A 23,469-nucleotide genomic window follows, 5' to 3' on the forward strand; every position below is an offset into this window, starting at 1 on the left:
GCTTTCGCCGCGCTCGCCGCTCAGAACTTGTAGCCGTACTTGGCGGCGACTTCCTTGAAGCCGAACACGCGCGCGGCGTTCTCGCCCAGCACCTTGCGGCGCGAGACCTCGCTCAAATGGCCCATCTGGCGCTCGATCGCCTGCGCCGAGTGCGGCCAGGTGCCCTCGTGGTGGGGATAGTCGTTGGCCCACATGAAGTTGTCCTGCAGGCCGTGCTCCTCCATCAACCCGAGGCCGGCGCGGTCCTCGCCGAAGGTCGCGAAGCCGCGCGCCTTGAAGTAGTCCGAGGGCAGCATCTTCAGCTTGGGCTTCACCCAGAAGTGGTGCTTGAGGTAGGCCTCGTCCATTGCGTCCAGCATCCACGGCACCCAGCCGATGCCGGCCTCGACACTGCCGAATCGCAGCTCCGGGAAGCGCTCGGCCACGCCGGAGGCGCAGATGTTCACCAGCGGCTCCAGCGTCGGCGACAGCGAGTGCACGACGTAGTTCACCACGGCGCCGCCCAGGCCGCGCGTGGTGCGAGGGTCCTTGCCGGTGGAGACGTGGAACGTGGCGGGCACGCCGGCCTCGACGAAGCGCGCCCACATCGGGTCGAACTCCACCTTGTTGTAGTTCAGCTCGTTGGTCTTGGGGGGGCCGAAGAGCGGTTTGCACGGCAGCGTGAAGTGGCGAAAACCCAGCTTCAGGCAGCGGTCGACCTCCTTGAGCGTGGCCTCGACGTTCCCGGTGGCCAGCGCGGCGGCGGGCGACAGGCGTTCGACGTGGGGCCCGAAGTTCTCCCAGGCCCAGGTGTTGTAGACCTCGCACTGCGCGTGGGCGAAATCGGGGTCGAAGGTGTACCACATGCCCAGGCCCTTGCCCGGGAAGATGATCTCGCCATCGATGCCGTCCAGCTCCAGATCGCTCAGGCGCTGCTCGACGCTCGGGCCGCGCTCGGAGGCGGTGGCGCCGGCCCTGGAACGGGCCAGGTCCTCGCCCTCCAGCTTGGCCAGGATCAGCCGGTCCGGCTGTTCGGACGCTTCCATCTTGCGCCACTGCACGCCCTTTTCGTCGATCCACACCTTGGGCAGGCGGTCGCGGTACTTGGCGTCGATGCGCTCGGCCCACAGGTTGCCGGGCTCGTTGGCGTGCGTGTCCGACGAGATCATCAGGTACTTGTCGGGCGCACCCGGTTGCGGCGACTTCTCCCAGCCGGCGGAGCCGGGAGTGTTCAGGCGCCATTGATTGGCTTCGTTGACGACGATCTCGGTCATGACAGGTCCTCGATGGGGAATGGAAGGTTGAACCGGTTCGGTTTGAATGGTTTGACCATTCTAAACAGCGAACGGTCCCTGTCAAGCCCCGCGCCGGGGCAGGGGCGTATCAGCGGGCCGTCTTGGCGGCGATCCTGCGGGCCGGCGCCGGCACGGCAGCAGCCGGCTCGGCGTCCATGCCTTCCTGGACGATGGTCAGGTACTCGTCCATGCCCTTGGCGGCCGCCTTGGGATCGCGTGCGCGCAGCGCCTTCAGGATGCGGCGGCGCACCGGGACCAGCTCCGGGCGGGCCTTGCGGCCCGTGCGTTCGATCACGTAGCGGATGATGTCCGACAGCGAATCGACCAGCATCGTCAGCACCTCGTTGCGGGTGGCGCGGGCGATCAGGCCGAAGAAGCGCACGCCCTCGTCGGCGCGCCGCTGCAGGTCCTCGGTGTTCTCGATCTCGGCGATGTTGCGCTCGATGGCGGTGAAGTCCTCCTCCGTGGCGCGTTCGCAGGCCAGCTCGACCACCATCTTGTTGATCAGCCGGCGGGCCTCGGCCAGACCGGCCAGTGACACACGGCCCAGGAACATCAGATCCTGCAGCGACTGCGTGAGGAGCGCCGGATTGCCGTCGCGGATGAAGGCGCCCCCCTTGACGCCCTTCTGCAGCGAGACGACGCCAGAGATCTCCAGCGTGCGCAAGGCCTCGCGCACCGCCGGCCGGCTGACCTTGAATTCCACCGCCAGGTCGCGCTCGGCCGGCAGCTTGTCGCCGGGCTTGAGCACGCCGGAGGCCAGGCGCTTGCGGATCTGCTCGCAGATCTCCTCGAAGACGCGGCGCGTCTTGACCTCCTGGAAGGACAGCTGCGGAGTGGTTGCCATTGCTTCTCGATGTGGTTGGGTTGATCGAGGATAGCCCAACACGGGAAAGGGTCGGACAAGCTTAATCTCCTGGATTTGCAATGGACAGACCAATACAATGAGAATATGGCCACCGCACGCCGGATGGCCCTGCTGCTGCCGGTTCGAGGGCCCGCGGCATTCTCGCCACCCATTTCCCCCTGGAGACCCTGATGAATCCCGCTTCCCGGTCCGGCCCGCTGAAGGGCCTGCGCGTCGTCGAGTTCGCCGGCATCGGCCCCGGTCCCTTCGCCTGCATGCTGCTGTCCGACATGGGCGCTGACGTCGTCACCGTCGACCGCCCGGGCAAGAAGCTCGGCGAGCGGCACAACATCACGGGCCGCGGCCGCAGCGTGGTGCTGGCGGACCTGAAGGACGCCGCCGCGCGCGAGCAGGTCTACCAGCTGCTGGAGAAAGCCGACGTGCTGATCGAGGGCTTCCGCCCCGGCGTGATGGAGCGCCTCGGCTTCGGCCCAGAGGCCGTGCTCGCGCGCAACCCGCGCATCGTCTACGGCCGCATGACAGGCTGGGGCCAGGAAGGCCCGCTCGCGCAGGCGGCTGGCCACGACCTCAACTACATCGCCATCACCGGTGCGCTCCACGCGATCGGCCCGAAGGACGGCGCGCCGGTCCCCCCGCTGAACCTGATCGGCGACTACGGCGGCGGCAGCCTCTACCTGATCGTGGGCGTGCTGGCGGCACTGCGGGAAGCCGGCCTGTCCGGCCGCGGCCAGGTGGTGGATGCGGCCATGACCGACGGTGCTGCCTCGCTCATGACCAACTTCGTGAGCCAGCAGCTGCGCGGGGTGTTCAGCGAGCGGCGCGGCAGCAACCTGCTGGACGGCGGCGCGCCCTACTACCGCGTGTACGAGACGGCCGACGGCGAGCATGTGACGCTGGGCGCGATCGAGCCGCAGTTCTTCGCGGAGTTCTGCGAACGCGTGGGCGTGCCGCCCGAGCTGCATGGCGCGCAGAACGACCGGGCACAGTGGCCCCGGCTTCACGACGAGTTCGCCCGCATCTTCAGGCGCAAGACCCAGGCGGAATGGACGCAGGCGCTGGAAGGCACCGACGTGTGCTTCGCGCCCGTGCTGCCCCTGTCGAAGGCGCAGGCCCATCCGCACAACCTCGCACGCCGCACCTTCGTCGACGTTGACGGCATCAGCCAGCCGGCCCCCGCCCCGCGCTTCTCCCGCACGCCCTCGCGCATCCAGGGGCCCGCGCCGAAGGAGCCCACGCCCGTCTCCGACGTGCTCGGCCGCTGGCAATGACCGGGGCGCCTCGCGCGCCGGTGCCGCTGCTCGCAGCCGCGGCCTTCTTCAGCGCCGCGGCGCTGCGCGTGTGCGATTCGCTGCTGCCGCGCTTCGCCGCCGAGTTCCAGCGCAGCGCGGGTGAATCGGGCAGCCTCATCGTCGCCTTCGCGGTGGCGTACGGGCTGATGCAGCTCGTGTCCGGCCCGCTCGCGGACCGCTTCGGCAAGCAGCGCATGATGACGCTCGCCCTCGCCGGCTCCGGCGCGGCCTCGGCCGCCGCGGCGCTCGCGGGCTCCTTCGACGCATTGCTGGCCTGGCGTGCGCTGTGGGGCATGGCCGCCGCGGGCATCGTGCCGCTCGCGATGGCCTGGATCGGCGACGCGGTGGCGTACGAGGCGCGGCAGGCCACGCTGGCGCGGCTGCTGCTCGGCACCCTCTCGGGAATGGTGATCGGCCAGCTGCTGGGCGGCCTGTGCGCCGAGACGGCGCTGGGCTGGCGCGGGGCCTTCGTGGTGTTGAGCGTGGGCTACTGGACGGTCGCCGCGCTCCTGTGGCGCGAACCCTCGCGCACCGGTGCGGCGATGGCGGCGCTCGCGACGGCGGCGCCCGCGGCCGGCCGCGGCGGCCTCGGCGCCGTGCTCGCGCAGCCGTGGGCGCGCGTGGTGCTGGTGGCGGTGTTCCTCGAAGGCGTTTTCCTGCTCGGCGCGCTCAGCTACCTGCCCACTTACCTGCACGCGCGCGAAGGACTCGGTCTGGCCGCAGCCTCCGCCGTCTCGGCGCTGTACGCGGTGGGCGGCCTTGCCTATGCGGTCTGCGCGCGCCGTGTGGTCGGCTCGCTCGGCGAAATCCGGATGGCGGCAGCCGGCGGCCTGTTGATGGCCACCGCGCTGGCCGGGCTGTGGCTGCTGCCGCACTGGTCGGCCGCCGCGCCGCTGGCGGTGCTGCTCGGCTTCGGCACCTACCTGTACCACAACACCCTGCAGACGCACGCCACCCAGATGGCGCCGCAGGCGCGCGGCAGCGCCGTCTCGCTCTTTTCCTTCAGCCTGTTCACCGGCCAGTCGCTCGGCGTGGTGGCCTTCGGCGGCCTGGTCGACCTGCAGGCCTACGCGGCCCTGCTGCTGCTGCCCGCTGCGGCGCTGGCGACCATCGGCATCGGATTCGCCGTGTCCCTGCGACGGCGCGCTGCCGCCATCGCCGCCGGATAGCGAAGGCGCGGCCCGCCGCGAGCAGCGACCAGACCTCGAGGAGCACGGCGACTGCGGCTCACGATGGCGTCAGCACCTGTCCACCGCACACCGAGATGCACTGCCCCGTCACATAGGCAGAGAGCGGTGTGACCAGGAACTCCAGCACGTTGGCGCAGTCCTCCACCTCGCCGAAGCGGCGCAGCGGGATGCGCCTCAGCTCCTTCTCGTTCTGCATGCCGCGCGCGGCGGCGTGCTTGCGGATACGCTCGGTGAGCATCGAGCCCGGAGCGATGCAGTTGACGCGGATACCGTCCGGCCCCACCTCGGCTGCCAGGTAGCGCGTCAGGGTCAGCACCGCGCTCTTGGCCACTGCATAAGGGGCGAGCCGTCCCGCCGTGCGCGACGCGTCGAGCGCGGCCATGGTGGCGACGTTCACGATCACGCCCGAGCCTTGGGCACGCATCGCGGGAAGCACCTCCTGGCTGCAGCAGAGCGCGCTGCGGTAGTTCACGTCGAGCATCGCGTCGGTGTCCTCGTCGGTCATCTGCGAGGCCAGGCTGCGCTCCACCGGCGTGAAGGCGCCGCCCGCGTTGTTGACCAGGATGTCGATGCGGCCGAACTCGGCCATCGTCCTCTGCACCAGGGCTTGCGCGCCCTCGCGCCTCCGCAGATCCCCCTGCACCCCGAGACTGCGGCGCCCGAGGGCGCGGACCTCCTCGGGCACGCCGGGAGCCGTGAGTTCCTCGCCGAACTCGCGCGCGGAGGCGAGGTCGACATCGGCGATCACCACATCCGCGCCCAGCTTCGCCAGGCGCAGCGCGTAGCCGCGGCCCAGGCCGCGCGCGGCGCCGGTGACGATGGCCACCTGGCCTTGCAGGGGCAGTGTCACGCGGGCCTCTTCAGAAAGATGGCATTCAGCATCGGACCATAATATCATTGGTCCAACCATTTAGTCAACGCGACACCCCATGCCCGCAGCCGCTACGATCCCGGCCATGCCCCGCGCTCCAGTCCATGACAGCTTCGACGTCGTCCCCATCAATCCGCAGCGCATCTTCCAGGAGGTGGCGAACCAGCTGCGGCGGCTGATCTCCGAAGGCAAGCTTCGCCCAGGCGACAAGCTGCCGCCGGAGCGCGAGCTCGCGAAGCGTTTCGGCGTGAGCCGCAACACCATGCGCGAGGCGCTGCGTGCGCTGGAGCTGAGCGGGCTGATCGAGCTGCGGCTGGGCGCAACCGGCGGCGCCTTCGTGCTCCCGGGGAGTTCCAATGCCGTGGTGGCGGGGATGCGCGATCTCTACTTCCTGGGGGCGATCACGCCCGAGCACCTGACCGAGGCGCGCATCTCGATCAGCGCCGCCGTGATCCGCATGGCCTGCGAGCGCATCACCGACGAGGAGATCGCGGCGCTGGAAGCCAACGTCGCGGCTGCCGAGCGAGCGCGAAAGGCCGGCGATTTCGAGGAGCGCACGCGGCACCACCAGGCCTTCCATGTGATGCTGGCCCGGACCACGCACAACCCGGTGCTGATCGCGACGACCGAGGGGATCATGGAGATCACCCGGCAGTTCGTGAAGGCGATCGGCCCGACCGACGAGCAGACCTACACGCATCCCTCCCGCAAGCGGCTGCTGAAGCATCTGCGCGCTCGCGATGCGGAGAAGGCGGTGGCGGAGATGAGCTCGGCGCTGACCAAGCTCCACCGCAGCTACATGGTGAAGGCGGCGGCGCCCTCCGGCGCCAGGGCCTAGCGCGCCAGCACCACCCCCGCCGCCTCGCGGTCCCAGGCCTGCGAGAGGCCGGCCTCGAGCTCCTGGCGCAGCCGGAACTTCTCGACCTTCTGGCTCATGGTGGTGGGCATCGACGCGCGGAACTGGATGTAGCGCGGCACCATGAAGTAGGCCATGTTGCGCTGGCAGTGCTCGACCAGCTGCCGTTCGTCGAGCCGCGTGCCGGGCTTCGCCACGACCACGGCGGCCACCTCCTCGTCGTTCGTTTGCGTCGCCACCGGGAACACGGCGGCATCGGCCACGTCGGGATGCGTGGCGATGATCTGCTCGACCTCGAAGGCCGAGATGTTCTCGCCGCGCCGGCGGATGCAGTCCTTCTTGCGGTCCACGAAGTAGAGGTAGCCGTCCTCGTCGCACATGCCGCGGTCGCCGGTGTGAAACCACAGGTTGCGGCGCGAGGCCAGCGTCGCATCGGGCATCTTGTAGTAGCCCATCGTGCCGCGCCACGGCTCGTCGAAGCGCAGCACCATCTCCCCGACCTCGCCCGGCGGCAGCTCGAAGTCGTCGTCGTCCACGATCCGGACCTGCACGCCGCGCCGCGGCCGGCCGATGGAGCCCAGCTTGTCGCGCGGGTCCCATTGCGTGAACGAGGTGACCATGCCGTAGTCCGACAGGCCGTAGTTGTTCATCGCCCGCAGGCCGAAGCGCTTCTCGAACTCGGCCGCGTACTTCGGCGTGGGCGCCATGCTCACCAGGCGCAGGCAGTGGTCCGCGTCGGCCGGCGACGGCGGCTGGCTCCAGAGAAAGCTGGACATCGCGCCGAGAAAGTTGGTGATGGTGGCCTTCGACTCGCGGATCTCGCCCCAGAACCTGGATACCGAGAAGCGCCGCGACAGCACGACGGAGGCCCCGCACACCAGCGCCGCGCCGGTGGCGGCGAGCAGCGCGTTGTTGTGGAACAGCGGCAGGCAGACATAGAAGATGTCCGAGGCGCGGTAGCCCTGTGCCTCGGCCGCGCTGGTGCCGTAGGTGAGCGCCGCCGCCTGGGACAGCATGCTGCCCTTGGACGGTCCGGTGGTCCCGGAGGTGTAGGCGATCAGCACGAGATCGCAGAAGCGCGGCTCGACGGCCGGCTCGAAGGGCGCGGCACTCGCGCCGTCGACCAGCGCGTGGAAGTCCGCCGCCTCGATCGCGCCGGGCGGCGAAACCGTCCCCTCCCCTTCCTCGCCGGTGCGCACCACGATCACGCGCTTGAGCAGGGGCAGCAGCGGGAGCACCTCCTGCAGGCGCGAGGCCAGCGAGGCATCGACGATCACCGTCTCGCAGTCGGACTGCCCCAGGTAGTAGCGCAGCAGCTCGCCGCGCGCGGCGGTGTTCACCGGCACCGATACCGCGCCGATCTTGCTGATGGCGAGGAACACCGCCAGATGCTCGGCCGAGTTGCCCATGAGCAGGCCGGCATGTCCGCCGCGCACCACGCCGAAGCCCTGCAGGGCATGGGCCACCCGGCCGGTCCAGGCGTCGATCTCGCCATACGTGAAGGTGCGCCCGGTGGCGGTCTCGGTGAGGAACACCTTGTCGCGCGCGCTTCGCGCGAACTTCGCGAGGAGCTTCGGAAAGTTCAGGTCGCGCAGCGCGTAGGTGTCGGCATTGACGGCGGTGTCGGCGTTCGGCGCCATGTCCGGGGCGGCGGAGGTCATTCGGAGGTGATGTTGTTGCGCTTGATGACCGCGAGCCACCGCTGGTTGTGGCGCTTCAGCAGCGCCGCGAATTCGTCCGGCGTGCTGCTGGTGGCGGCGACCCCGGCCTTCGCCATCGTCTCGCTGTAGTTGGCGTCGGCCACGGCGGTCTTCATTGCGGCGGCCAGCTTGTCCACCACCGGCTGCGGCGTGCCGGCCGGTGCGACCAGGCCGAAGAAGATCTCGATGGTCAGGTCCGGCTGGCCCGCCTCGGCCATCGTGGGGTACTGCGGCAGCGCCGGCTCGCGCTTGGGCGTGGTCACGGCGAAGCCCTTGAGCTTGCCGGCCTTCAGCAGCGGCGTGGCCGCCGAGGTGGAGGTGAACATCAGGTCCACTTGCCCGCCGAGCATGGCGTTGACGCCGTCGATCTCGCCCTTGAAGGGCACGTGCAGCAGATCGATGCCCGCGGACTGCTTGAACAGCTCCGACAGCAGGTGAGGCGCGCTTCCGTTGCCCGAGGACGCGATGGTGATCTTGCCCGGCTGCGACTTGGCGAGCTTCACCAGCTCGGCGAAGTCGTTCGCCGGCAGCTCGGCCTTGGAGGCGAGCGTCCATGACGAGATCGCCGCCAGGCTCACTGGCGCGAATGCCTTCTGCGGGTCGTAGGGCGGATTGCGGGTGATGTGGGGCGTGACGCTCATCGGGCTGTTGCCGCCCCAGCCCAGCATGTAGCCGTCCGGCTGCGCGCGGGCCACGGCGCCCATGCCGATCATGCCGCCGGCGCCGGCGCGGTTCTCGACCACGAAGGGCTGGCCCAGCTGCCGGGTCAGGAGCGCCGCGATCATGCGCGCCGACAGGTCGGTCGCGCCGCCCGCGGAGAACGGCACCACGATGGTCACGGGCTTGGAGGGATAGGTGGCGGCGGCGTTCTGCGCGAACGAGCTCGTCGCCGCCATGAGCATCGCGGCAGCGGCGAGCAGGCGGGCCATGTTCATGAGGGTGTCTCCTGGGTTTCTGGAAAGAGGCAAGGGTGCCTATAATAGTCCAAATGGTCCAACCATTCAATTATTCTGACGATCCTGGGCTGCTGCAAGGCCTGCGCGTGGTGGAGCTGTGCGAGCCGGAGGCGGAGTACTGCGGCCTGCTGCTGGCAGGCCTCGGCGCGCGCGTCACCAAGGTCGAGCCGCCCGGCGGCACGGCCTCGCGGCGCCTGCCGCCCTTCGCGCAGGACGGTCGATCGCTCTACTTCCAGGCCTACAACCGCGACAAGGATTCGATGGTGCTGGACCTGCCGGGCGCCGCGGATCGTGCCTCGCTGCTGGCGTTGCTGGCGCAGGCCGACGTGTTCCTGTGCGGCAGCCTGGCGCAACTGGAAGCCGCGACCGGGCTCACGCTTGCGCAGCTGCAGCAGCATTGCCCTGCGCTCGTCACCGCGCGCATCACGCCCTTCGGCGACGACGGGCCGTGGAAGGATTTCCGCGGCAGCGACCTTGTCCACCTCGCGCTGGGCGGGGTGATGATGAACACCGGCTACGACCCGGACCCGCATGGCCGCTACGACCTTCCGCCGATCGCGCCCCAGGCCTTCCATGCTGGCCACATCGCGAGCGAGCAGGCGCTGATCGGTGTCCTGGGCGCGCTGATGCACCGCGCGCGTACCGGCCAAGGCCAGGACGTGAGCTGCGCGATCCACACCGCAGTTTCGGTCTCCACCGAGATGGACCTCATGTCCTGGGTGATGCGCGCCGCGCATCAGCACCGCCAGACCTGCCGCCATTCGGCCGAGCTGCCGAACCCGACGACGCCGCTCGCGCAGACGAAGGACGGGCGCTGGAACCTGGGCTGGATGGTGACCGCGGCCGAAGAAGAGAAGCTGGTGGAGTTCTTGTCGTCCTGGGGCATGGCGCACGACCTGACCGGCCCGGACCCGCATCGCGACCCGAAGAAGCGCGACGTGCCCGGCGCCACCCCCTTCGACGCGCACAAGGCGCATGTCTTCGAGGTGGTGCAGCGCTTCGTGCGCAGCTTCCGCTTTCGGGACCTGCCCTGGCAGCAGGCACAGGAGCACGGACTGATGTGGTCGCCGCTGCGCAAGCCGCACGAGAACATCGACGATCCACACTGGCGAGCGCGCGGAACCTTCGCGTGGATCGACGGCCTGCCCTACCCCCGCAGCAAGTGGGTCGGCTCGACCACCGCCTGGGTCGCCGCGCGGCCGGCACCGTCGCCCGGCGATCGCAGGCAGCCGCAAGGCGAAGCACCGCAGGGCCTGCAGGCCGGGCGCCGCGACACGGCCTCGCGCACATCGCGGCCCGCCCGCATCGCCGCCTCGGCCAGCGGCAAGCCCTTTGCCCTCCAAGGCATCCGCATCCTCGACTTCTCGTGGTTCCTCGCTTCCGCGGGCGGCACGCGCATGGTCACGGCACTGGGCGCGGAATGCATCAAGGTGGAGTGGAAGGACAACCTCGACAGCCGCCTGGGCGCGATGGCGCCGGTCGGCGGCCGCGAGGCGCGCCGCCACGCGACGGGCCCGCTGCCAGGCGTCGACGACCCGGCCATGGGCGGCCACTACAACCACAAGAACGCGGGCAAGCGCGGCCTGTCGCTCAACATCCGCGACCCGCGCGGCCTGGCGATCGCGCGCCGCCTGGTGGCGATCAGCGACGTGGTGGCCGAGGGCTTCTCCCCCGGCGTGATGGACCGCTGGGGCCTGGGCTATGAGGAACTGAAGCAGATCCGGCCGGACATCGTCTACGTGCAGCAGTCCGGCATGGGCGCGCACGGCCGCTACGGGCGCATGCGCACCGTCGGGCCGATCGCCGCCGCCTTCACCGGCATCAGCGAGATGTCGGGCCTGCCCGAGCCCGCCCCGCCGGCCGGATGGGGCTATTCGTACCTGGACTGGATGGGCGCCTACGGCTTCGCACAGGCCATCCTCGCCGGCCTGCTGCACCGCGAGCGCACGGGCGAAGGGCAGTGGATCGACGCCTCGCAATGCGAGTCCGGACTGATGCTGACCGGTGTGCAGTGCCTGGAGTGGGCGCTGCACCGCAGGCCCTTCGCCCGCACGGGCAACCGCTCGCCCTATGTGCCCGCGGCGCCGCATGGCGCCTACCGTTGCGCGGGCGAGGACCGCTGGATCGCGATCGCCTGCTTCGATGACGCGGACTGGCAGGCCCTGGTGCATGCTGCAGGCGACCCCGTCGCGCTACGCGACCCGCGCTTCGCCACGCTCGCCTCGCGCATCGCCCACCAGGACGAACTCGACGACGCGCTGCAAGGCTGGACCCGCACCCAGGAACGCTACGCCTGCATGGCGCTGCTGCAGTCGCACGGCGTCGCCGCCGGCGTGTGCCAGACCGCGGAAGACCGCTGCGAGCACGATCCGCAGCTTGCGCACCAGCAGTGGCTGACCGAGGTCACGGCGCCGCGCATCGGCACCTGGCCGATCGCCGCGTTGCCGGCGCGGCTGTCCAGGTCACCCGCCCATGTCGGCGGCCTGCCCGATCGCGGCGCGCCGCTCTATGGCGAGGACAACGAGTACGTGCTCGGCGAACTGCTGGGCTACGGCCTGGCGGAGATCCGCACGCTGGCGGACGACGGCGTCATCTGAACGCGAAGCGCGGCGTGCGGTGCGGCGCGGGCCCGGCTCAGGCGAGCCCCAACGCCCGGCGCTCGCGGAACACCAGGTCGTCCTGGCTGCGCCGGCCCGTCTCCTGCGAAGCGGGCGGCTGCGGTATGTCGGCGGGCACCGGCACGAATTGCTTCCAGTCGGCCACCAGGGTCCTCTTCGCGATCTTCCATCGGTGGTCGGCCCGGCGCTCGAAGCGGTCGACATAGCGCGAGCAGGTCATGAGGTCCATGCCGCCGCCCGCCGCGCCGGCCTTGCCGCCGGCCAGCTGGTCGAGCGCGGCGCGTGCCTCTGCCGGGTAGCGCTGCGTGGTGCGAACATAGGTTTCCACCAGCGCCAGGTCGGGCCCCGCGAACTCGATCAGGATGTTGCTGACCGCGTGCATGGAGAACGGGATGCCGGCATGGCGCTCCCGGATCCACGCGACCAGCCCGTCCACCGGCCCGTTGAAGGCGCCATGCAGGTCCACCGCATCCGGGTGGAAGACGTCGCGAATCCCGCTGAAGTCCAGCCGGTCCACCGCGCGGCACCACCTGTACATGCAGTCCTGGATCTGCAGGCGATCGGCAATGCGCCCGGGTGAATAGTCGTCCTGGATGCTCGCGTCCATGCGTGGTCTCCTTCTTCTTTCTGTCGATGCGTTCAGCCGGCAGGAACGCTCGGCTTGAAGACGGGAAAGGCGCCGGCGGTATCGGGATGGTCCCAGTCCACCTCCACGGCCTGGCCGATGCGAAGCTGCGCGAAGGGCGCGTCGACGCGCGCCAGCATGCGCGGGCCTTCCGCCAGCACGACCAGCGCCAGCGCATAGGGCACGGCGTGCTGCAGCCGCGGCGGCGCGACGTGGCTCTCGGTCAGCGCGAAGATGGCGCCGCGCCCGCTGGCCTCGCGCCATTCGATGCCGGCCGCGCCGTACACGCCCAGCGGCCGCGGATAGAACTGCGCGCGGCCGCTTGCCTTGTCGTACTGCAGCATGAGGCGGCGCGCGCGCAGGCCTTCGCGGAAGGGGGCGCCGACATCGGGCGGCACAGGACCCGGGCTCATTCGCTTCGCTCCAGCAGCATGACGCTGCTCGTGCCCCAGGTGCGGGCGTACTGGATCACGCCGATGCCCGTGAGCATCGCGTTGCTCGCATCGCGCACCTGGCGCGCACCCGCTTCGCCGAACATCTGGCGCAGGCACTCGACGAGGTTGACGCCACCGCCGGCCAGGCCCGGCTGGCCTGCCGAGATCTGCCCGCCGCCGGTGTTGAGCGGCAGATCGCCCGCATGGCCCATGTCGTGCGCCATCACGAAGGCGCCGCCCTCGCCCGGCCCGCAGAAGCCGGTCTGCTCCAGCTGCAGGATCAGTGCGATGAGGAAATCGTCGTACCAGTGCAGCATCTTCACCTCCGACGGCTTCCAGCCGACGTCGCCGAAGGCCTTGGGGCCCACGTCGGTGAAGCCGGTCTTCAGCATGTCGCCGCTTGCCTCGGCCGGGTCGAAGTTGATGCGCTCGCGGTAGGCGACGGGATGCACCAGCTTGCGCAAGCCCAGTTCCTTCGCGCGCGCGGTCGACATCACCAGCACCGCGCTCGCGCCGTCGCAGCGCATCACGCAGTCGAGCATGCGCAGCGGCGTGGAGACGACCTTCGAATCGAGGTACTCCTGCTCGGTGAGCGGCTTGCGCAGCACCTCGCAGGCGTTGTCGTTGAGCAGCGCTCCCCGGCGCTGCGTCACCGCCAGGCGGGCCAGGGCATCGTGCGGCAGTCCGTAGCGCTGGTCGTACAGGTCCGACAGCAGCGCAAAGGACGTGAGCGGCCCGGCGTAGCCCGCAGGGTCGCAGTACTCCGTGCGGTGCCCGGATTGCACCGATCGATCGATGGTGGAGACCGCGTCGGCCGCCAGGCAGACCACGATGTCGCACAGGCCGGCATGGATCGCCGCCGCCGCGCGGGCGATGTTGCCGCCGGAGGAGGCGCCACCGATGTCGGTGGCCTGGCACCAGCTCACCGACAGGCCCAGGCCTTCGGCCAGCAGGTTGCTCCAGAAAGGGTTGCCGCCTTCGCTCATCGCAAGCGTGGTGGCGAAGCCGTCGATGCGGCTGCGCTCGAGGCCGGTGCTCTCCAGCAGCTTCTCCACGGCCTCCCCGGCCAGCGAGAGCGCGCTGCGGCCGCTTCTGCGGACCAGCTTGGTTTCGGCATAGCCCACGATGGCGATGCCGCGGTCGGCGAGGATTTTCATGCGTCGAGGAAGCGCACCGCCTGCGTGAGCGGCGCGCGCGAGGTCCGGTAGCTGTTGGCGGGGTGTTCGGTGTCTTCGTAGCCGAAGGAAACGCCGCAGACCATCATGCGCTCCTCAGGGATCTCGAGCTCGCGCTTCACCAGGGCGCTGTGGTTGGCCAGCGCCGCCTGCGCGATCGAAGCCAGGCCGTGCGCCTGCATCGCGAGCAGCAGCACCTGCACATAGCCACCGACATCGACCGCGCCGTAGGGGCCCAGGCCCGGGTCGCTGGTGAGGATGGCTACGTGCGGCGCGCCGAACAGGCGGAAGTTCTCCAGCGTCTGCCGCGCATAGCCCTCCTTGTCGCCGCGCGGCACGCCTACGGCGCTGTAGAGCTGGAAGCCGCACTCGCGCCGGCGCTCCAGGTACACGCCGCGGTATTCCTCGGGAAACGGGAAGTCGCTGCCGCCGCGCACGCCGGACTGCTGCGCCTCGACCAGCCTGGCGCGCAGGCGCTCGGTGGCCTCGCCGGAAGTGACGCTGACCTGCCAGGCCTGCGAGTTGCACCACGAGGCCGCACGCTGCGCGGTGCGCAGCACGGACTCGATGGTGGCGCGTTCGACCGCCTTCGGCAGGAAGGCGCGGCAGCTGTGCCGCTGCGCAAGCAGCATGTCGAGGACCTGGGCCGGCGTCGGGTTCATCGGCGGTGTGTTGATAGATTGCATATTTAAATGGTTGGACCAATATAATGCCAAGTCCAAACGGAGTCAAACGGCCTTCACGCCGGGCGGCTGCCTGGGTGCCTGCAAATTTTTCCACCGTTCGATGAAGGAGAACAAAGTATGTCCGAGTGCCGAATCCAGCGCCGCGCACTGCTCGTTGCCGGCGCCGCGATCGCTGCCGCCCGCACCGGGCTTGCGCAGGAGCCGTTCCCGTCGCGGCCGATCAAGATCCTGGTGGGCGCCGGGGCCGGCGGGACCACGGACCTCACCGCCCGCCTGGTCGGCGACAAGCTGGGCAAGCTGCTCGGCCAGCCGGTGGTGATCGAGAACAAGCCCGGCGCCTCCGGCACGCTCTCGGTCGCGCAGACGGTGCGCGCGCCTGCCGACGGCCACACGCTGGTATGGGTGGGCAACAGCGTGATGGCGATCTCGCCCCACCTCTACAAGAACCCCGGCTATGACGTGAAGACGCTGATCCCGGTGAGCCAGGCCACCACGTCCGGCTTCATCCTTGTGGCCTCGCCCACGCTCGGCGTGAACAATGTGAAGGAGTTGGTGGCCTATGGCAGGGCCCATCCCGGGAAGCTCAGCTTCGGCTCCAACGGGGTCAACGGCAGCCTGCACCTGCTGGGCGAGCTGCTCAAGAGCGAAGGCGGCTTCGATGCGCTGCACGTGCCCTACAAGGGCGGCGCGGAATCGGCGAGCGCCATCATGGGCGGCAGCATTCACTTCCTGTTCGATGCGCTGTCGTCCAACATCCCGCTGGTGCGCTCGGGGAAGCTCAAGGCGCTGGCGGTGACCGGGCCTCAACGCGAGAAGGAGCTGCCGGACGTGCCGACCATGGCGGAGCAGGGCTTTCCAGGAATGACCACGGAGGTGTTTTTCGGCCTCGTGGCTGCGCCCGGCACGCCCGATGCCATCGTGTCCAGGCTCAACGCATCGATGAAGACGGCGCTGTCGGACCCCGCGGTGATCGAGGCGCTTCAACGCTCGGGCAACGAGCCGAAGTACAGCACGCCCCGGCAGTTCCGCGCGCTGGTCGACAAGGAAGGGGCGCGCTTCGAGGCACTGCTGAAGGCCAAGGGCATCCAGCCCGAGTGAGCCGGCGCGGACACCAGTCGTCAAGAGCGCGTGACGTCGGGGGCGGGATCAGGCCGGCAGGGCACGTTGCTCCGCTCATGTCCCCCGGCGGCCTGCGGCCGCCTCCTCCTTTACTTCGCTGCGCAACGCGCCCTGCCGGCCTGATCCTGCGGGCGGTGTGGGTGCTCGAAGGCCCTGAAGTCGATGCGCTCAGGCGCCGCGGTCGCCCCAGCGGATGATCGCGGGCTGGCCGCCGCGGCGCAGGCCATGGCAGCTGCCCACCAGGCGGTCGGCAGATCTCGGGTCGTCCATGGCCTCGCCGCGCCGCACGCGACGACGTTCCATCGCGGGGTTGATCGCCTGGAAGGCGGTGGTGGCCATCGGGCCCAGCAGCTCGGTCAGGTGGGTGCAGCCCTGCTCGCCGGCGAACATGGTCTTCACCGCCTTGACGAAGCCGCCTTTGACCTGCATGCCGACCAGCTGCGCATAGGCTGCGTTGATGTGGCTGCAATCCGCATAGGGCACCTGGTGCGAGCAGGCCTGCGCGGCGACGATGACGAAGCGCTCGTCCAGCGTGATGCGCAGCGACATCAAGTGAACCGGCTCGCCCGCCTTGCGCGGCGCATTGCCGCGCGAGCCGTCCTGGTCGTGCGTGCGCACATCCGACAGGCGCCCCTCGATGTCGAACAGCCCGTCCTCGCGCTCCCAGCCGGTGCACTGCACCTGCCGCGTGTGCAGCAGCGCGCGCGGCGCCGCGGGCGCGAGCGCCTTCATTCCGCCGCTGCCTCCGCCGGTTGATGCACCGCCGCCTGCTCCAGTGCGCCGCTCGCCTGCAGCGCGGCAATGCGCGCGTCGTCGTAGCCCAGCACTTCGGCCAGCACCTCGTGGGTGTGCTGCCCTACGCCGGGCGCCGGCTCGGGGTCGGCGAGCGGCGTCGCCGAATAGAGGATCGGCAGCCGCACGTTCGGAATCCAGCCCAGCGTCGGATGCGCGATGCGCGTCACCAGCTTGCGCTCCTTCGCCTCGGGCGAGCGCAGCGCGTCGCCGACGCTGCGCACCTCGCCGCAGGGGATCTGCGCGGCGCGCATGCGCGGCTGCCAGTACGACCAGGGGTGCTGCACGAACAGCTCCTCCAGCAGCTTGAAGATTTCCTCGCGCTTGCCCATGCGGCCATTGCGATCGGCATAGACCGGGTCGTTCGCCAGGTCCGGCCGCTCCAGCACCTGCGCGGCCAGGCGATGGAAGATCTTGTCGTTGCCGCAGTTGATGTAGAAGGGCTTGTCCTGGCTCATGAACACGCCCGAAGGGCAGGTGTCGGGGCTGGTGTTGCCATGGCGCTGCGGGTGCGCGCCGGTGTAGAGATGCTGCATGGCTGCGTAGCCCGTCATCAGCACCGCGTTGTCGAACAGCGCCACCTCGATCTGCTGGCCCTGGCCGGTGCGGGCACGCGCGAGCAGCGCACCGAGGATGGCGTTGCAGGCCATCATCGCGGTGCTGATGTCGACCACCGGCGACAGCGTGCGCACGCCCTGTCGGTCGGGATAGCCGTTCAGCGAGATGAAGCCGCTTTCCGCCTGCGCGATCGGATCGAAGCCCAGTCGATCCTTGAAGGCGCCCTCGCGCCCGTAGGCCGACACCGAGCAATAGACGATCCGGGGGTTGAGCTTCTTCACGCTCGCGTAGTCGAGGCCGAAGCGCTCCATCACGCCGGTGGAGAAGTTCTCGCACACCACGTCGGCCTGCGCGATCAGCTCCTTCACCACGGCCACGCCTTCGGGGCTCTTCAGGTTCAGCGCGACGCTGCGCTTGTTGCGGTTGCCCCAGGCGTAGGGCGCGCCCTGCGCCGGCGCCTCGGGCGGCACCGGCGGGTAGTGGCGGAATTCGTCGCCGCGGCCGGGCGTCTCGACCTTGATCACGTCGGCACCCATGTCCCCGAGGATCATGGTGGCGATGGGGCCGGCGAGAAAGTGGCTGAAGTCGATGACGCGGATGCCCTCCAGCGCCACGGGCGCGTCGGCGGGGCGCGGCTTGTGCACCGGGAAGTCGTTTTCGAGGCGATCGAACATGGCAGTAGGCCCGTTTAGTATCATTGGTAAGACCATTATATTGATGGCCTTCGAGGCCCGTCAATGCATTTGCCCGGGGATCTCGGGCCCTTGGCGTGCGGCTGCCGTCAATGCGCGCCGGTCGCGCCGGCCGGCACGATGGTGCCCATCTGCCGCGATTCGCGCGTGCGCACGCTGCCAGGCACCTTCCGCACGTGGGTGCCGGTGCCGTCCACGCAATAGCTGCCGTCGGGCAGTTCGTCCAGGATGCCGCCGGTCACGGTCAACAGCATGTCGAACAGTTCGATCCAGCCGCCCTCGCGCTCTTCTTCCCAGACATACCGGGTCACGCGATAGGTGCGGCCACGCGCGTCCTCGACGTCGAATTGCCGCTCGGCCACGGTGCGGGTCGCAGGTGTGGTGCTCATGAAGCCCATCATACGCCGACGCTGGTCTTTTGGTAAGACCTATAGACATTTAGTCCAAATCCAAAGATCATCGAGGGCCAAGGAGATTCACAGACATGCATCGCCGTACCCTCATCGCGGGCGCCCTTCTCGCCCTGGCCGCCGCCGGCCCCGTGCTGGCCCAGAACGACTGGCCCCAGCGCCCCATCAAGTTCATCGTGCCCGCCGCCGCGGGAGGCACCAACGACGTGCTCGGCCGCTACATCCAGGAGCCGCTGCAGAAGATCCTGGGCCAGCCGGTGGTGATGGAATACAAGGCCGGCGCCGGCGGCGCCATCGCGTCGCAGTATGTCGCGCAGCAACCGGCCGACGGCTACACCTTCCTCCTGCATGGCAGCGGCTTCGTCACGGTGCCGCTGGTGCAGAAGAAGCCGAGCTACGACGCGCTCAAGGACTTCGTGCCGGTGTCGCTGCTGGGCACCTCGCCCATGGTGTTGATGACCCATCCTTCCACGCCGGCCACGCTCGGTGAATTCGTGCACCAGGCCCGGGCCAACCCCGGTTCTCTCGAATGGGGTGCCTCCGCGCTGGGCGGCGTCGGCCAGCTGGCGATGGAGGCCTTCCACGAGGCCGCCGGCATCCACAAGATGGTGATGGTGCCCTACCCCGGCGCGGGGCCGTCGGCACAGGCGCTGCTCGCGGGCCAGACCAAGTACATGCTCTCGACGCCGTCGTCGGCCACCTCGGGCTTCGTGAAGGACGGGAAGATGCGGATCCTGGGCGTGTCCACCGCCAAGCGCAGCCCGCTGTTGCCCGAGGTGCCGAGCATCGCCGAAGTGGTGCCCGGCTACGACACGCAGACCTGGTTCGGCCTGCTGGCGCGCACCGGCACGCCGCCGCAGGTGGTCGCGAAGCTCGCCGACGCAATCGCCAAGGTGATGGCGCAACCCGACATCCAGGAGAAGTTCCGCGCCGTCTACGTGGTGCCGAAGACCGGCACGAAGGAGCTGGGCGACATCGTCCGGACCGACCACCAGCTGTGGGGCCAGGTGGTCAAGGCCAACAACATCACGATGGATTGAGGGCCATGAAGGCCATCGTCTGCCGCAGCTTCGGGCCCGTGGACCAGCTTGACTACGCCGAAGTGCCTGACCGCCCGCTTCTGCCGCACGAGGTGCGCGTGCGCGTGCGCGCCGCCGGCGTGAACTTCCCCGACTCGCTGAAGATCGAGGGGCTCCACCAGATCAAGCCGCCCCTGCCCTGGGTGCCGGGCAGCGAGACCGGCGGGGTGGTCGAGGCGGCCGGCGCGCAAGTGAGCTCCGTGCGGCCCGGCGATCGCGTGATGGGCGTGTCGGACGCGCGCGGCGGCGGCTTCGCCGAGCAGATCGTGCTGGACGCCGAGCGTGTGTTCGCCCTGCCCTCCCGCATGAGCTTCGAGGAGGCCGCGGCCACGCCGGTGGTCTACGGCACGACCCTCTATGCCTTGAAGCAGCGCGGCCGCCTCGCGCCCGGCGAATGGCTGCTGGTGCTGGGCGCAGCGGGCGGCGTGGGCCTCGCCACGGTCCAGCTGGGCCAGGCCATGGGCGCGCGCGTGATCGCCGCGGCCAGCACGCCGGAGAAGCGCGCGCTGTGCCTGGAGCACGGCGCCGAGCACGCCATCGACTACACGCAGCCCGGCTGGCGCGAGGAGGTCAAGGCGCTCACCGGCGGACGTGGCGTGGACGTGGCCTACGACCCAGTGGGCGGCGATGCCTTCGACGAGGCCGTGCGCTGCATGGCCTTCGACGGCCGCTACCTGGTGATCGGCTTCACCTCGGGGCGCATCCCGCAGATCCAGGTCAACTATCCGCTGGTGAAGGGCTTCGACATCCTGGGTGTGCGCTACGACGTGTGGCGCGACGGCTGCTGGCCCGAGGCGCGCGCCAACCTGCAGCAGGTGCTGGCCTTCTACGAGCAGCGGCGCGTCCGACCGCTCGTCTCGGCGCGCTGGCCGCTGCCGCGCGCCGTGGAGGCCCTGCGCAGCATCACCTCGCGGGGCACCACGGGGAAGGTGGTGCTGGTCGCGGGGTGATGCAGTAGCTCATCTTCAACTGGGGGTCTTGCGCGTTGCAGGTCTTGCGCGCTGCAAAGGCGCCTGCGGGTGTGCGGGTATCCGAAGACACCAACCGCTGTGTGCGTGGGTCGGTATTCAGGCCAACCCCGACTTGTCCTCCGCGCTCGCGTACAAATCCCGTGCTTCTTGACTGCCAGGCCCATCAAGCAGAGCGCGGCGAGCCCGGGCGCCTCAGCTTCTTGTCGCGCTCACTCACCAGGTACTCCATCACGTACCGCAGGTGCTGGGCCATCGCGTCGGAGGCCGCCTGCGCATCGCGCTGGCGCATCAGGTCCAGCACCCGCTGGCGCACGACCATGATGTTCTTGTTCGGCCTCGGGTCCACGCTCGCGAGCATGGCGCGGTACACCTCCGACAGCGCGTCCACCATCATCAGCACCAGCGGGTTGTGCGTGGCCAGCGCGATCAGGCGGTAGAACTCGATCACCGACTGCGTGTTGCGCGACGCCCGGCCCAGGCGGAACAGGTCGGTGTGCAGGTCGATGTCGCGCTGGATCGCATCGAACTCCTCGTCCGTAGCCCGCGGGCAGGCGAGGCGGATCGCCACGCAGATGATCTCGGTGCGCGCCTCCATGACGTTCTCCAGCGAGGCCTGCGCGAGCGACACCATGTCCTGCATCGTCTGCGCGAGTCCGCCGCTGCCGCCGCTGCGGATGTAGAAGCCGCCGTTGATGCCCTTGCGCGCCTCCACCACGCCCGAGACCTCGAGACTGCGCAGCGCATCGCGCGCAGCCGCGCGGCCGATGCCGAAGCGCTCGGCCAACTCGCGCTCGCCGGGGAGCCGGTCGCCCGGCTTCAGCTCCCCGCTCATGAGCTGGTCGCGGATGCGGTCGCACACGGCCTCGAAGCCGCGGCGCGTGCGCACGGGCTGATAGAGCGATTCGTTCGACATGGAGCAGGTGTCCTTTTTGGGGTTCCAGAGTATTGCATATTCATTGGTTGAACCATAAGATAGTTCACCATGGACCTGGACCTGAGCCCCGAACAGCGCGCCTTCAGAGACGAGGTGCGCACCTTCATCCGGTCGCGCCTGCCCGCGGAGATCCGCGAACGGCTGCGCGCCGGCCATCCACCGCGCAAGCAGGACACCGTGACCTGGCAGCGCATCCTCAACGAGCGCGGCTGGGCCGCGCCGCACTGGCCCCGGCGCTATGGCGGCGCCGACCTCGGGCAGATGGAGCGGCTGATCCTGCTCGACGAGATCTACCGCGCGCCAGCGCCGCTGCCGCAGGTGTTCAACGTCGGCATGCTCGGGCCGGTGCTGATGAAGTTCGGCACGCCCGCGCAGTGCGACCATTTCCTGCCGCGCCTCGCCAATCTCGATGTGTGGTTCTGCCAGGGCTTCTCGGAGCCCGGCTCCGGCTCCGACCTTGCTTCCCTGCGCACCAGCGCACGCCGGGACGGGGACCACTATGTCGTCAACGGCCAGAAGATCTGGACCACCACGGCGCACCTGGCCGACTGGGTGTTCGCGCTCGTGCGCACCGACAGCGAGGCGCGCAAGCAGGAGGGCATCTCGTTCCTGCTGATCGACCTGCGCACGCCCGGCATCACCATCCGTCCGATCCGCTCCATCGATGGCGAGCACCATCTGAACGAGGTGTTCTTCGACGAGGTGCGCGTGCCCGCGGCCAACCTGGTGGGCCAGGAGAACAAGGGCTGGGACTGCGCCAAGTACCTGCTGGTCAACGAGCGCACCGGCATCGCCAATGTCGGCCTGTGCCGCGAGCGGCTCGACTACGCGCGCGAGCTCGCCGCACGCCACGCGCAGGCCGGCAGGCCCTTGCTGGACGACGCGGGGCTGCGCGGCGAGATCGCCCGGCTCGACGCCGAGATCCGGGCGCTGGAGATCACCAACTGGCGCTTCCTGCTCACGCAGAGCGAGCAGCAGCGCCTGCCCGCCTTCGCCTCGGTGCTCAAGCTCAAGGGCACCGAGCTGCAGCAGGAGATCAACGCGCTCCTGGCGCGCATCGCCGGCCCCGGCGGGCTGGAGCGCCGTCCCGCGGAGGAGGTGGCGCACGGCCCGCTCGCGGCGCGCTATTTCTACTCGCGCGCCGCCTCCATCTACGGCGGCACGACCGAGATACAGAAGGACATCCTGGCCAAGGCCATCGTCGGCTGAACAGGAGCACGCACATGAATTTCGAACTGAACGAGGATCAGGCCGCACTGGCGGAAAGCCTGCAGCGCATGCTGGCTGACCGCTGCGCCTTCGAGCAGCGCCGCGCGCTGGTGGCCTCCGGCGCGGCGCACGACGACAAGACCTGGGGCGCACTCGCCGAGCTGGGCGTGACCGCACTGCCGCTGCCCGAGGCGCACGGCGGCTTCGGCGGCGGCGCGCGCGACCTGCTGCCGGTGATGCAGGCCCTGGGCCGGTCGCTGTCGATGGAACCCTTTCTCGCAAGCACGGTGCTCGCGGGCACCGCCCTGCGCCTGGGCGCGGACGAGGCCACGCAGTCGCGCCTGCTCCCTCGCATGGCCAGCGGCGAACTCGTGCTGGCCTGGGCCCACGACGAGCCCGCCGGCCGGCACGCGCCGTTGTGGGTGGAGACGCGCGCCGAGCGCAGGAACGGCCGCTGGGTGCTCGACGGCATCAAGTCGAACGTGCTGGCAGGCGGCCTCGCGCAGCACATCGTCGTGAGCGCGCGCGTCAGCGGCGCGCCGGCCGATCCGGACGGCTGCGCCCTCTTCCTGGTGGACCCGAAGGGTGCCGGCGTGGCGCTGCGGGAGTTCCGGCTGGTCGACGACACCAGCGCGGGCGAGCTCGCACTGCGCGAAGCCGAGGCCGAGCCGCTGTCCGATCCGCTCGACGCGGCGCATGCGCGTCGCGCCATCGAAGGCACCGTGGCCGCCGGCATCGCCGCCGTCTGCGCCGACATGACGGGCGCCGCCCAGGCGGCGTACGAACTCGCGATGGACTACCTGCGCACGCGCATGCAATTCGGCCGCCTCATCGGCGAGAACCAGGCCCTGCGCCACCGCGCGGCCGAGATGCTGGTCTGCCTGGAGATGGCGCGCAGCATGGCCATGGCCGCGGCCGTGGCGGCCGACGAACCCGAAGGCGACGGCGCGACCTTGGACCTGCACCGCGCCAAGCTGTCGGTGGCCCGCAATGCACGCCAGGTGGCGCATGGCGCGATCCAGCTGCACGGCGGCATCGGGATGACCGAGGAATACGCCGTGGGTCACTGCCTGCGCCGCATCCACGTGCTGGACCAGCTGTTCGGCGATGCCGATGCCCACGCCGCGCGCCTTGCGGCCGCCCTGAACTGAGGAACGCGAGCC

At 69.8% G+C, this 23,469-nt stretch carries 22 protein-coding genes; 9 read left to right on the top strand and 13 right to left on the bottom strand.

The window, feature by feature from the left end; all coding sequences use genetic code 11:
* Window positions 1-20: 20 nt before the first annotated feature.
* Both E5P3_RS27105 and E5P3_RS27110 read right to left on the bottom strand, forming a co-directional pair.
* Entirely contained in the window at window positions 21-1,253 is a 1,233-nt protein-coding gene (locus E5P3_RS27105) for an amidohydrolase family protein (RefSeq protein WP_162588782.1), read from the bottom strand.
* A 109-nt stretch (window positions 1,254-1,362) separates the two neighbouring features.
* Window positions 1,363-2,121, bottom strand: a complete 759-nt coding sequence (locus tag E5P3_RS27110) for a FadR/GntR family transcriptional regulator (RefSeq protein ID WP_162588783.1) — start codon at window positions 2,119-2,121, stop codon at window positions 1,363-1,365.
* 191 nt (window positions 2,122-2,312) lie between these two features.
* On the opposite strand from E5P3_RS27110, the gene E5P3_RS27115 reads away from it, so the two are divergent.
* Together E5P3_RS27115 and E5P3_RS27120 are read left to right on the top strand one after the other, a co-directional pair.
* Window positions 2,313-3,410 (top strand): CaiB/BaiF CoA transferase family protein, encoded by a 1,098-nt coding sequence (locus tag E5P3_RS27115; protein ID WP_162588784.1) that lies wholly within the window; start codon window positions 2,313-2,315, stop codon window positions 3,408-3,410.
* Window positions 3,401-4,600, top strand: coding sequence for an MFS transporter (locus tag E5P3_RS27120; RefSeq protein ID WP_162589897.1), 1,200 nt, complete (start codon window positions 3,401-3,403; stop codon window positions 4,598-4,600). The genes E5P3_RS27115 and E5P3_RS27120 overlap by 10 nt, the downstream gene beginning before the upstream one ends.
* Before the next feature lie 58 nt (window positions 4,601-4,658).
* Here E5P3_RS27120 and E5P3_RS27125 read toward each other — a convergent pair whose 3' ends face one another.
* A complete protein-coding gene (locus E5P3_RS27125; protein ID WP_162588785.1) occupies window positions 4,659-5,471 on the bottom strand; it encodes an SDR family NAD(P)-dependent oxidoreductase in 813 nt (270 codons plus the stop codon).
* 79 nt (window positions 5,472-5,550) lie between these two features.
* On the opposite strand from E5P3_RS27125, the gene E5P3_RS27130 reads away from it, so the two are divergent.
* On the top strand, window positions 5,551-6,330 hold the full coding sequence (locus tag E5P3_RS27130) for a FadR/GntR family transcriptional regulator (RefSeq protein WP_232073335.1): 780 nt from the start codon (window positions 5,551-5,553) through the stop codon (window positions 6,328-6,330).
* Here E5P3_RS27130 and E5P3_RS27135 read toward each other — a convergent pair.
* Together E5P3_RS27135 and E5P3_RS27140 are read right to left on the bottom strand one after the other, a co-directional pair.
* On the bottom strand, window positions 6,327-8,009 hold the full coding sequence (locus tag E5P3_RS27135) for an AMP-binding protein (RefSeq protein ID WP_162588787.1): 1,683 nt from the start codon (window positions 8,007-8,009) through the stop codon (window positions 6,327-6,329). The two genes, E5P3_RS27130 and E5P3_RS27135, sit on opposite strands and share 4 nt — an antisense overlap.
* Window positions 8,006-8,983: a Bug family tripartite tricarboxylate transporter substrate binding protein gene (locus E5P3_RS27140; RefSeq protein WP_162588788.1), complete on the bottom strand. Its 978-nt coding sequence runs from the start codon at window positions 8,981-8,983 to the stop codon at window positions 8,006-8,008. The genes E5P3_RS27135 and E5P3_RS27140 overlap by 4 nt, the downstream gene beginning before the upstream one ends.
* 53 nt (window positions 8,984-9,036) lie before the next feature.
* On the opposite strand from E5P3_RS27140, the gene E5P3_RS27145 reads away from it, so the two are divergent.
* Complete coding sequence (locus tag E5P3_RS27145) at window positions 9,037-11,601, top strand: CaiB/BaiF CoA-transferase family protein (RefSeq protein WP_162588789.1); 2,565 nt, start codon at window positions 9,037-9,039, stop codon at window positions 11,599-11,601.
* A 37-nt stretch (window positions 11,602-11,638) separates the two neighbouring features.
* On the opposite strand, the gene E5P3_RS27150 is transcribed toward E5P3_RS27145, so the two are convergent.
* The 4 genes from E5P3_RS27150 to E5P3_RS27165 are packed head-to-tail and all read right to left on the bottom strand — an operon-like array spanning window position 11,639 to window position 14,542.
* A complete protein-coding gene (locus E5P3_RS27150; protein WP_162588790.1) occupies window positions 11,639-12,229 on the bottom strand; it encodes a nuclear transport factor 2 family protein in 591 nt (196 codons plus the stop codon).
* Window positions 12,230-12,261: 32 nt separating this feature from the next.
* Window positions 12,262-12,660, bottom strand: a complete 399-nt coding sequence (locus E5P3_RS27155; RefSeq protein ID WP_162588791.1) for a Zn-ribbon domain-containing OB-fold protein — start codon at window positions 12,658-12,660, stop codon at window positions 12,262-12,264.
* Complete coding sequence (locus tag E5P3_RS27160; RefSeq protein WP_162588792.1) at window positions 12,657-13,838, bottom strand: thiolase family protein; 1,182 nt, start codon at window positions 13,836-13,838, stop codon at window positions 12,657-12,659. The genes E5P3_RS27155 and E5P3_RS27160 overlap by 4 nt, the downstream gene beginning before the upstream one ends.
* Window positions 13,835-14,542 (bottom strand): nitroreductase, encoded by a 708-nt coding sequence (locus E5P3_RS27165; RefSeq protein WP_197893990.1) that lies wholly within the window; start codon window positions 14,540-14,542, stop codon window positions 13,835-13,837. The genes E5P3_RS27160 and E5P3_RS27165 overlap by 4 nt, the downstream gene beginning before the upstream one ends.
* A gap of 117 nt (window positions 14,543-14,659) precedes the next feature.
* Between E5P3_RS27165 and E5P3_RS27170 the strand changes: the two genes are divergently transcribed.
* A complete protein-coding gene (locus E5P3_RS27170) occupies window positions 14,660-15,640 on the top strand; it encodes a Bug family tripartite tricarboxylate transporter substrate binding protein (protein ID WP_162588793.1) in 981 nt (326 codons plus the stop codon).
* 189 nt (window positions 15,641-15,829) lie between these two features.
* On the opposite strand, the gene E5P3_RS27175 is transcribed toward E5P3_RS27170, so the two are convergent.
* The 3 genes from E5P3_RS27175 to E5P3_RS27185 form a co-directional block, all read right to left on the bottom strand.
* Window positions 15,830-16,393, bottom strand: coding sequence for a DUF2889 domain-containing protein (locus tag E5P3_RS27175; protein WP_162588794.1), 564 nt, complete (start codon window positions 16,391-16,393; stop codon window positions 15,830-15,832).
* Window positions 16,390-17,685: a CaiB/BaiF CoA transferase family protein gene (locus E5P3_RS27180; RefSeq protein ID WP_162588795.1), complete on the bottom strand. Its 1,296-nt coding sequence runs from the start codon at window positions 17,683-17,685 to the stop codon at window positions 16,390-16,392. Before E5P3_RS27180 ends, E5P3_RS27175 begins: the two co-directional genes overlap by 4 nt.
* Before the next feature lie 107 nt (window positions 17,686-17,792).
* Window positions 17,793-18,092 (bottom strand): hypothetical protein, encoded by a 300-nt coding sequence (locus E5P3_RS27185; protein WP_162588796.1) that lies wholly within the window; start codon window positions 18,090-18,092, stop codon window positions 17,793-17,795.
* A 95-nt stretch (window positions 18,093-18,187) separates the two neighbouring features.
* Here E5P3_RS27185 and E5P3_RS27190 point away from each other — a divergent pair, with 95 nt between their 5' ends.
* The gene (locus E5P3_RS27190; RefSeq protein WP_162588797.1) at window positions 18,188-19,153 is read left to right on the top strand and encodes a Bug family tripartite tricarboxylate transporter substrate binding protein; all 966 of its coding nucleotides are present in this window, start codon (window positions 18,188-18,190) and stop codon (window positions 19,151-19,153) included.
* A 5-nt stretch (window positions 19,154-19,158) separates the two neighbouring features.
* Window positions 19,159-20,142, top strand: coding sequence for an NADPH:quinone oxidoreductase family protein (locus E5P3_RS27195; RefSeq protein WP_162588798.1), 984 nt, complete (start codon window positions 19,159-19,161; stop codon window positions 20,140-20,142).
* Between the two features lie 184 nt (window positions 20,143-20,326).
* Here E5P3_RS27195 and E5P3_RS27200 read toward each other — a convergent pair whose 3' ends face one another.
* Window positions 20,327-21,076: a FadR/GntR family transcriptional regulator gene (locus E5P3_RS27200; protein ID WP_162588799.1), complete on the bottom strand. Its 750-nt coding sequence runs from the start codon at window positions 21,074-21,076 to the stop codon at window positions 20,327-20,329.
* 69 nt (window positions 21,077-21,145) lie between these two features.
* Here E5P3_RS27200 and E5P3_RS27205 point away from each other — a divergent pair, with 69 nt between their 5' ends.
* Window positions 21,146-22,306 carry an acyl-CoA dehydrogenase family protein gene (locus E5P3_RS27205; RefSeq protein WP_162588800.1) on the top strand — a complete coding sequence of 387 codons (1,161 nt, stop codon included), beginning with the start codon at window positions 21,146-21,148 and terminating at the stop codon, window positions 22,304-22,306.
* 14 nt (window positions 22,307-22,320) lie between these two features.
* Entirely contained in the window at window positions 22,321-23,457 is a 1,137-nt protein-coding gene (locus E5P3_RS27210) for an acyl-CoA dehydrogenase family protein (RefSeq protein ID WP_162588801.1), read from the top strand.
* Window positions 23,458-23,469 lie beyond the last annotated feature (12 nt).

Origin of the sequence: Variovorax sp. RA8 (genome assembly GCF_901827175.1) — a bacterium.
Classification (GTDB): domain Bacteria; phylum Pseudomonadota; class Gammaproteobacteria; order Burkholderiales; family Burkholderiaceae_C; genus Variovorax.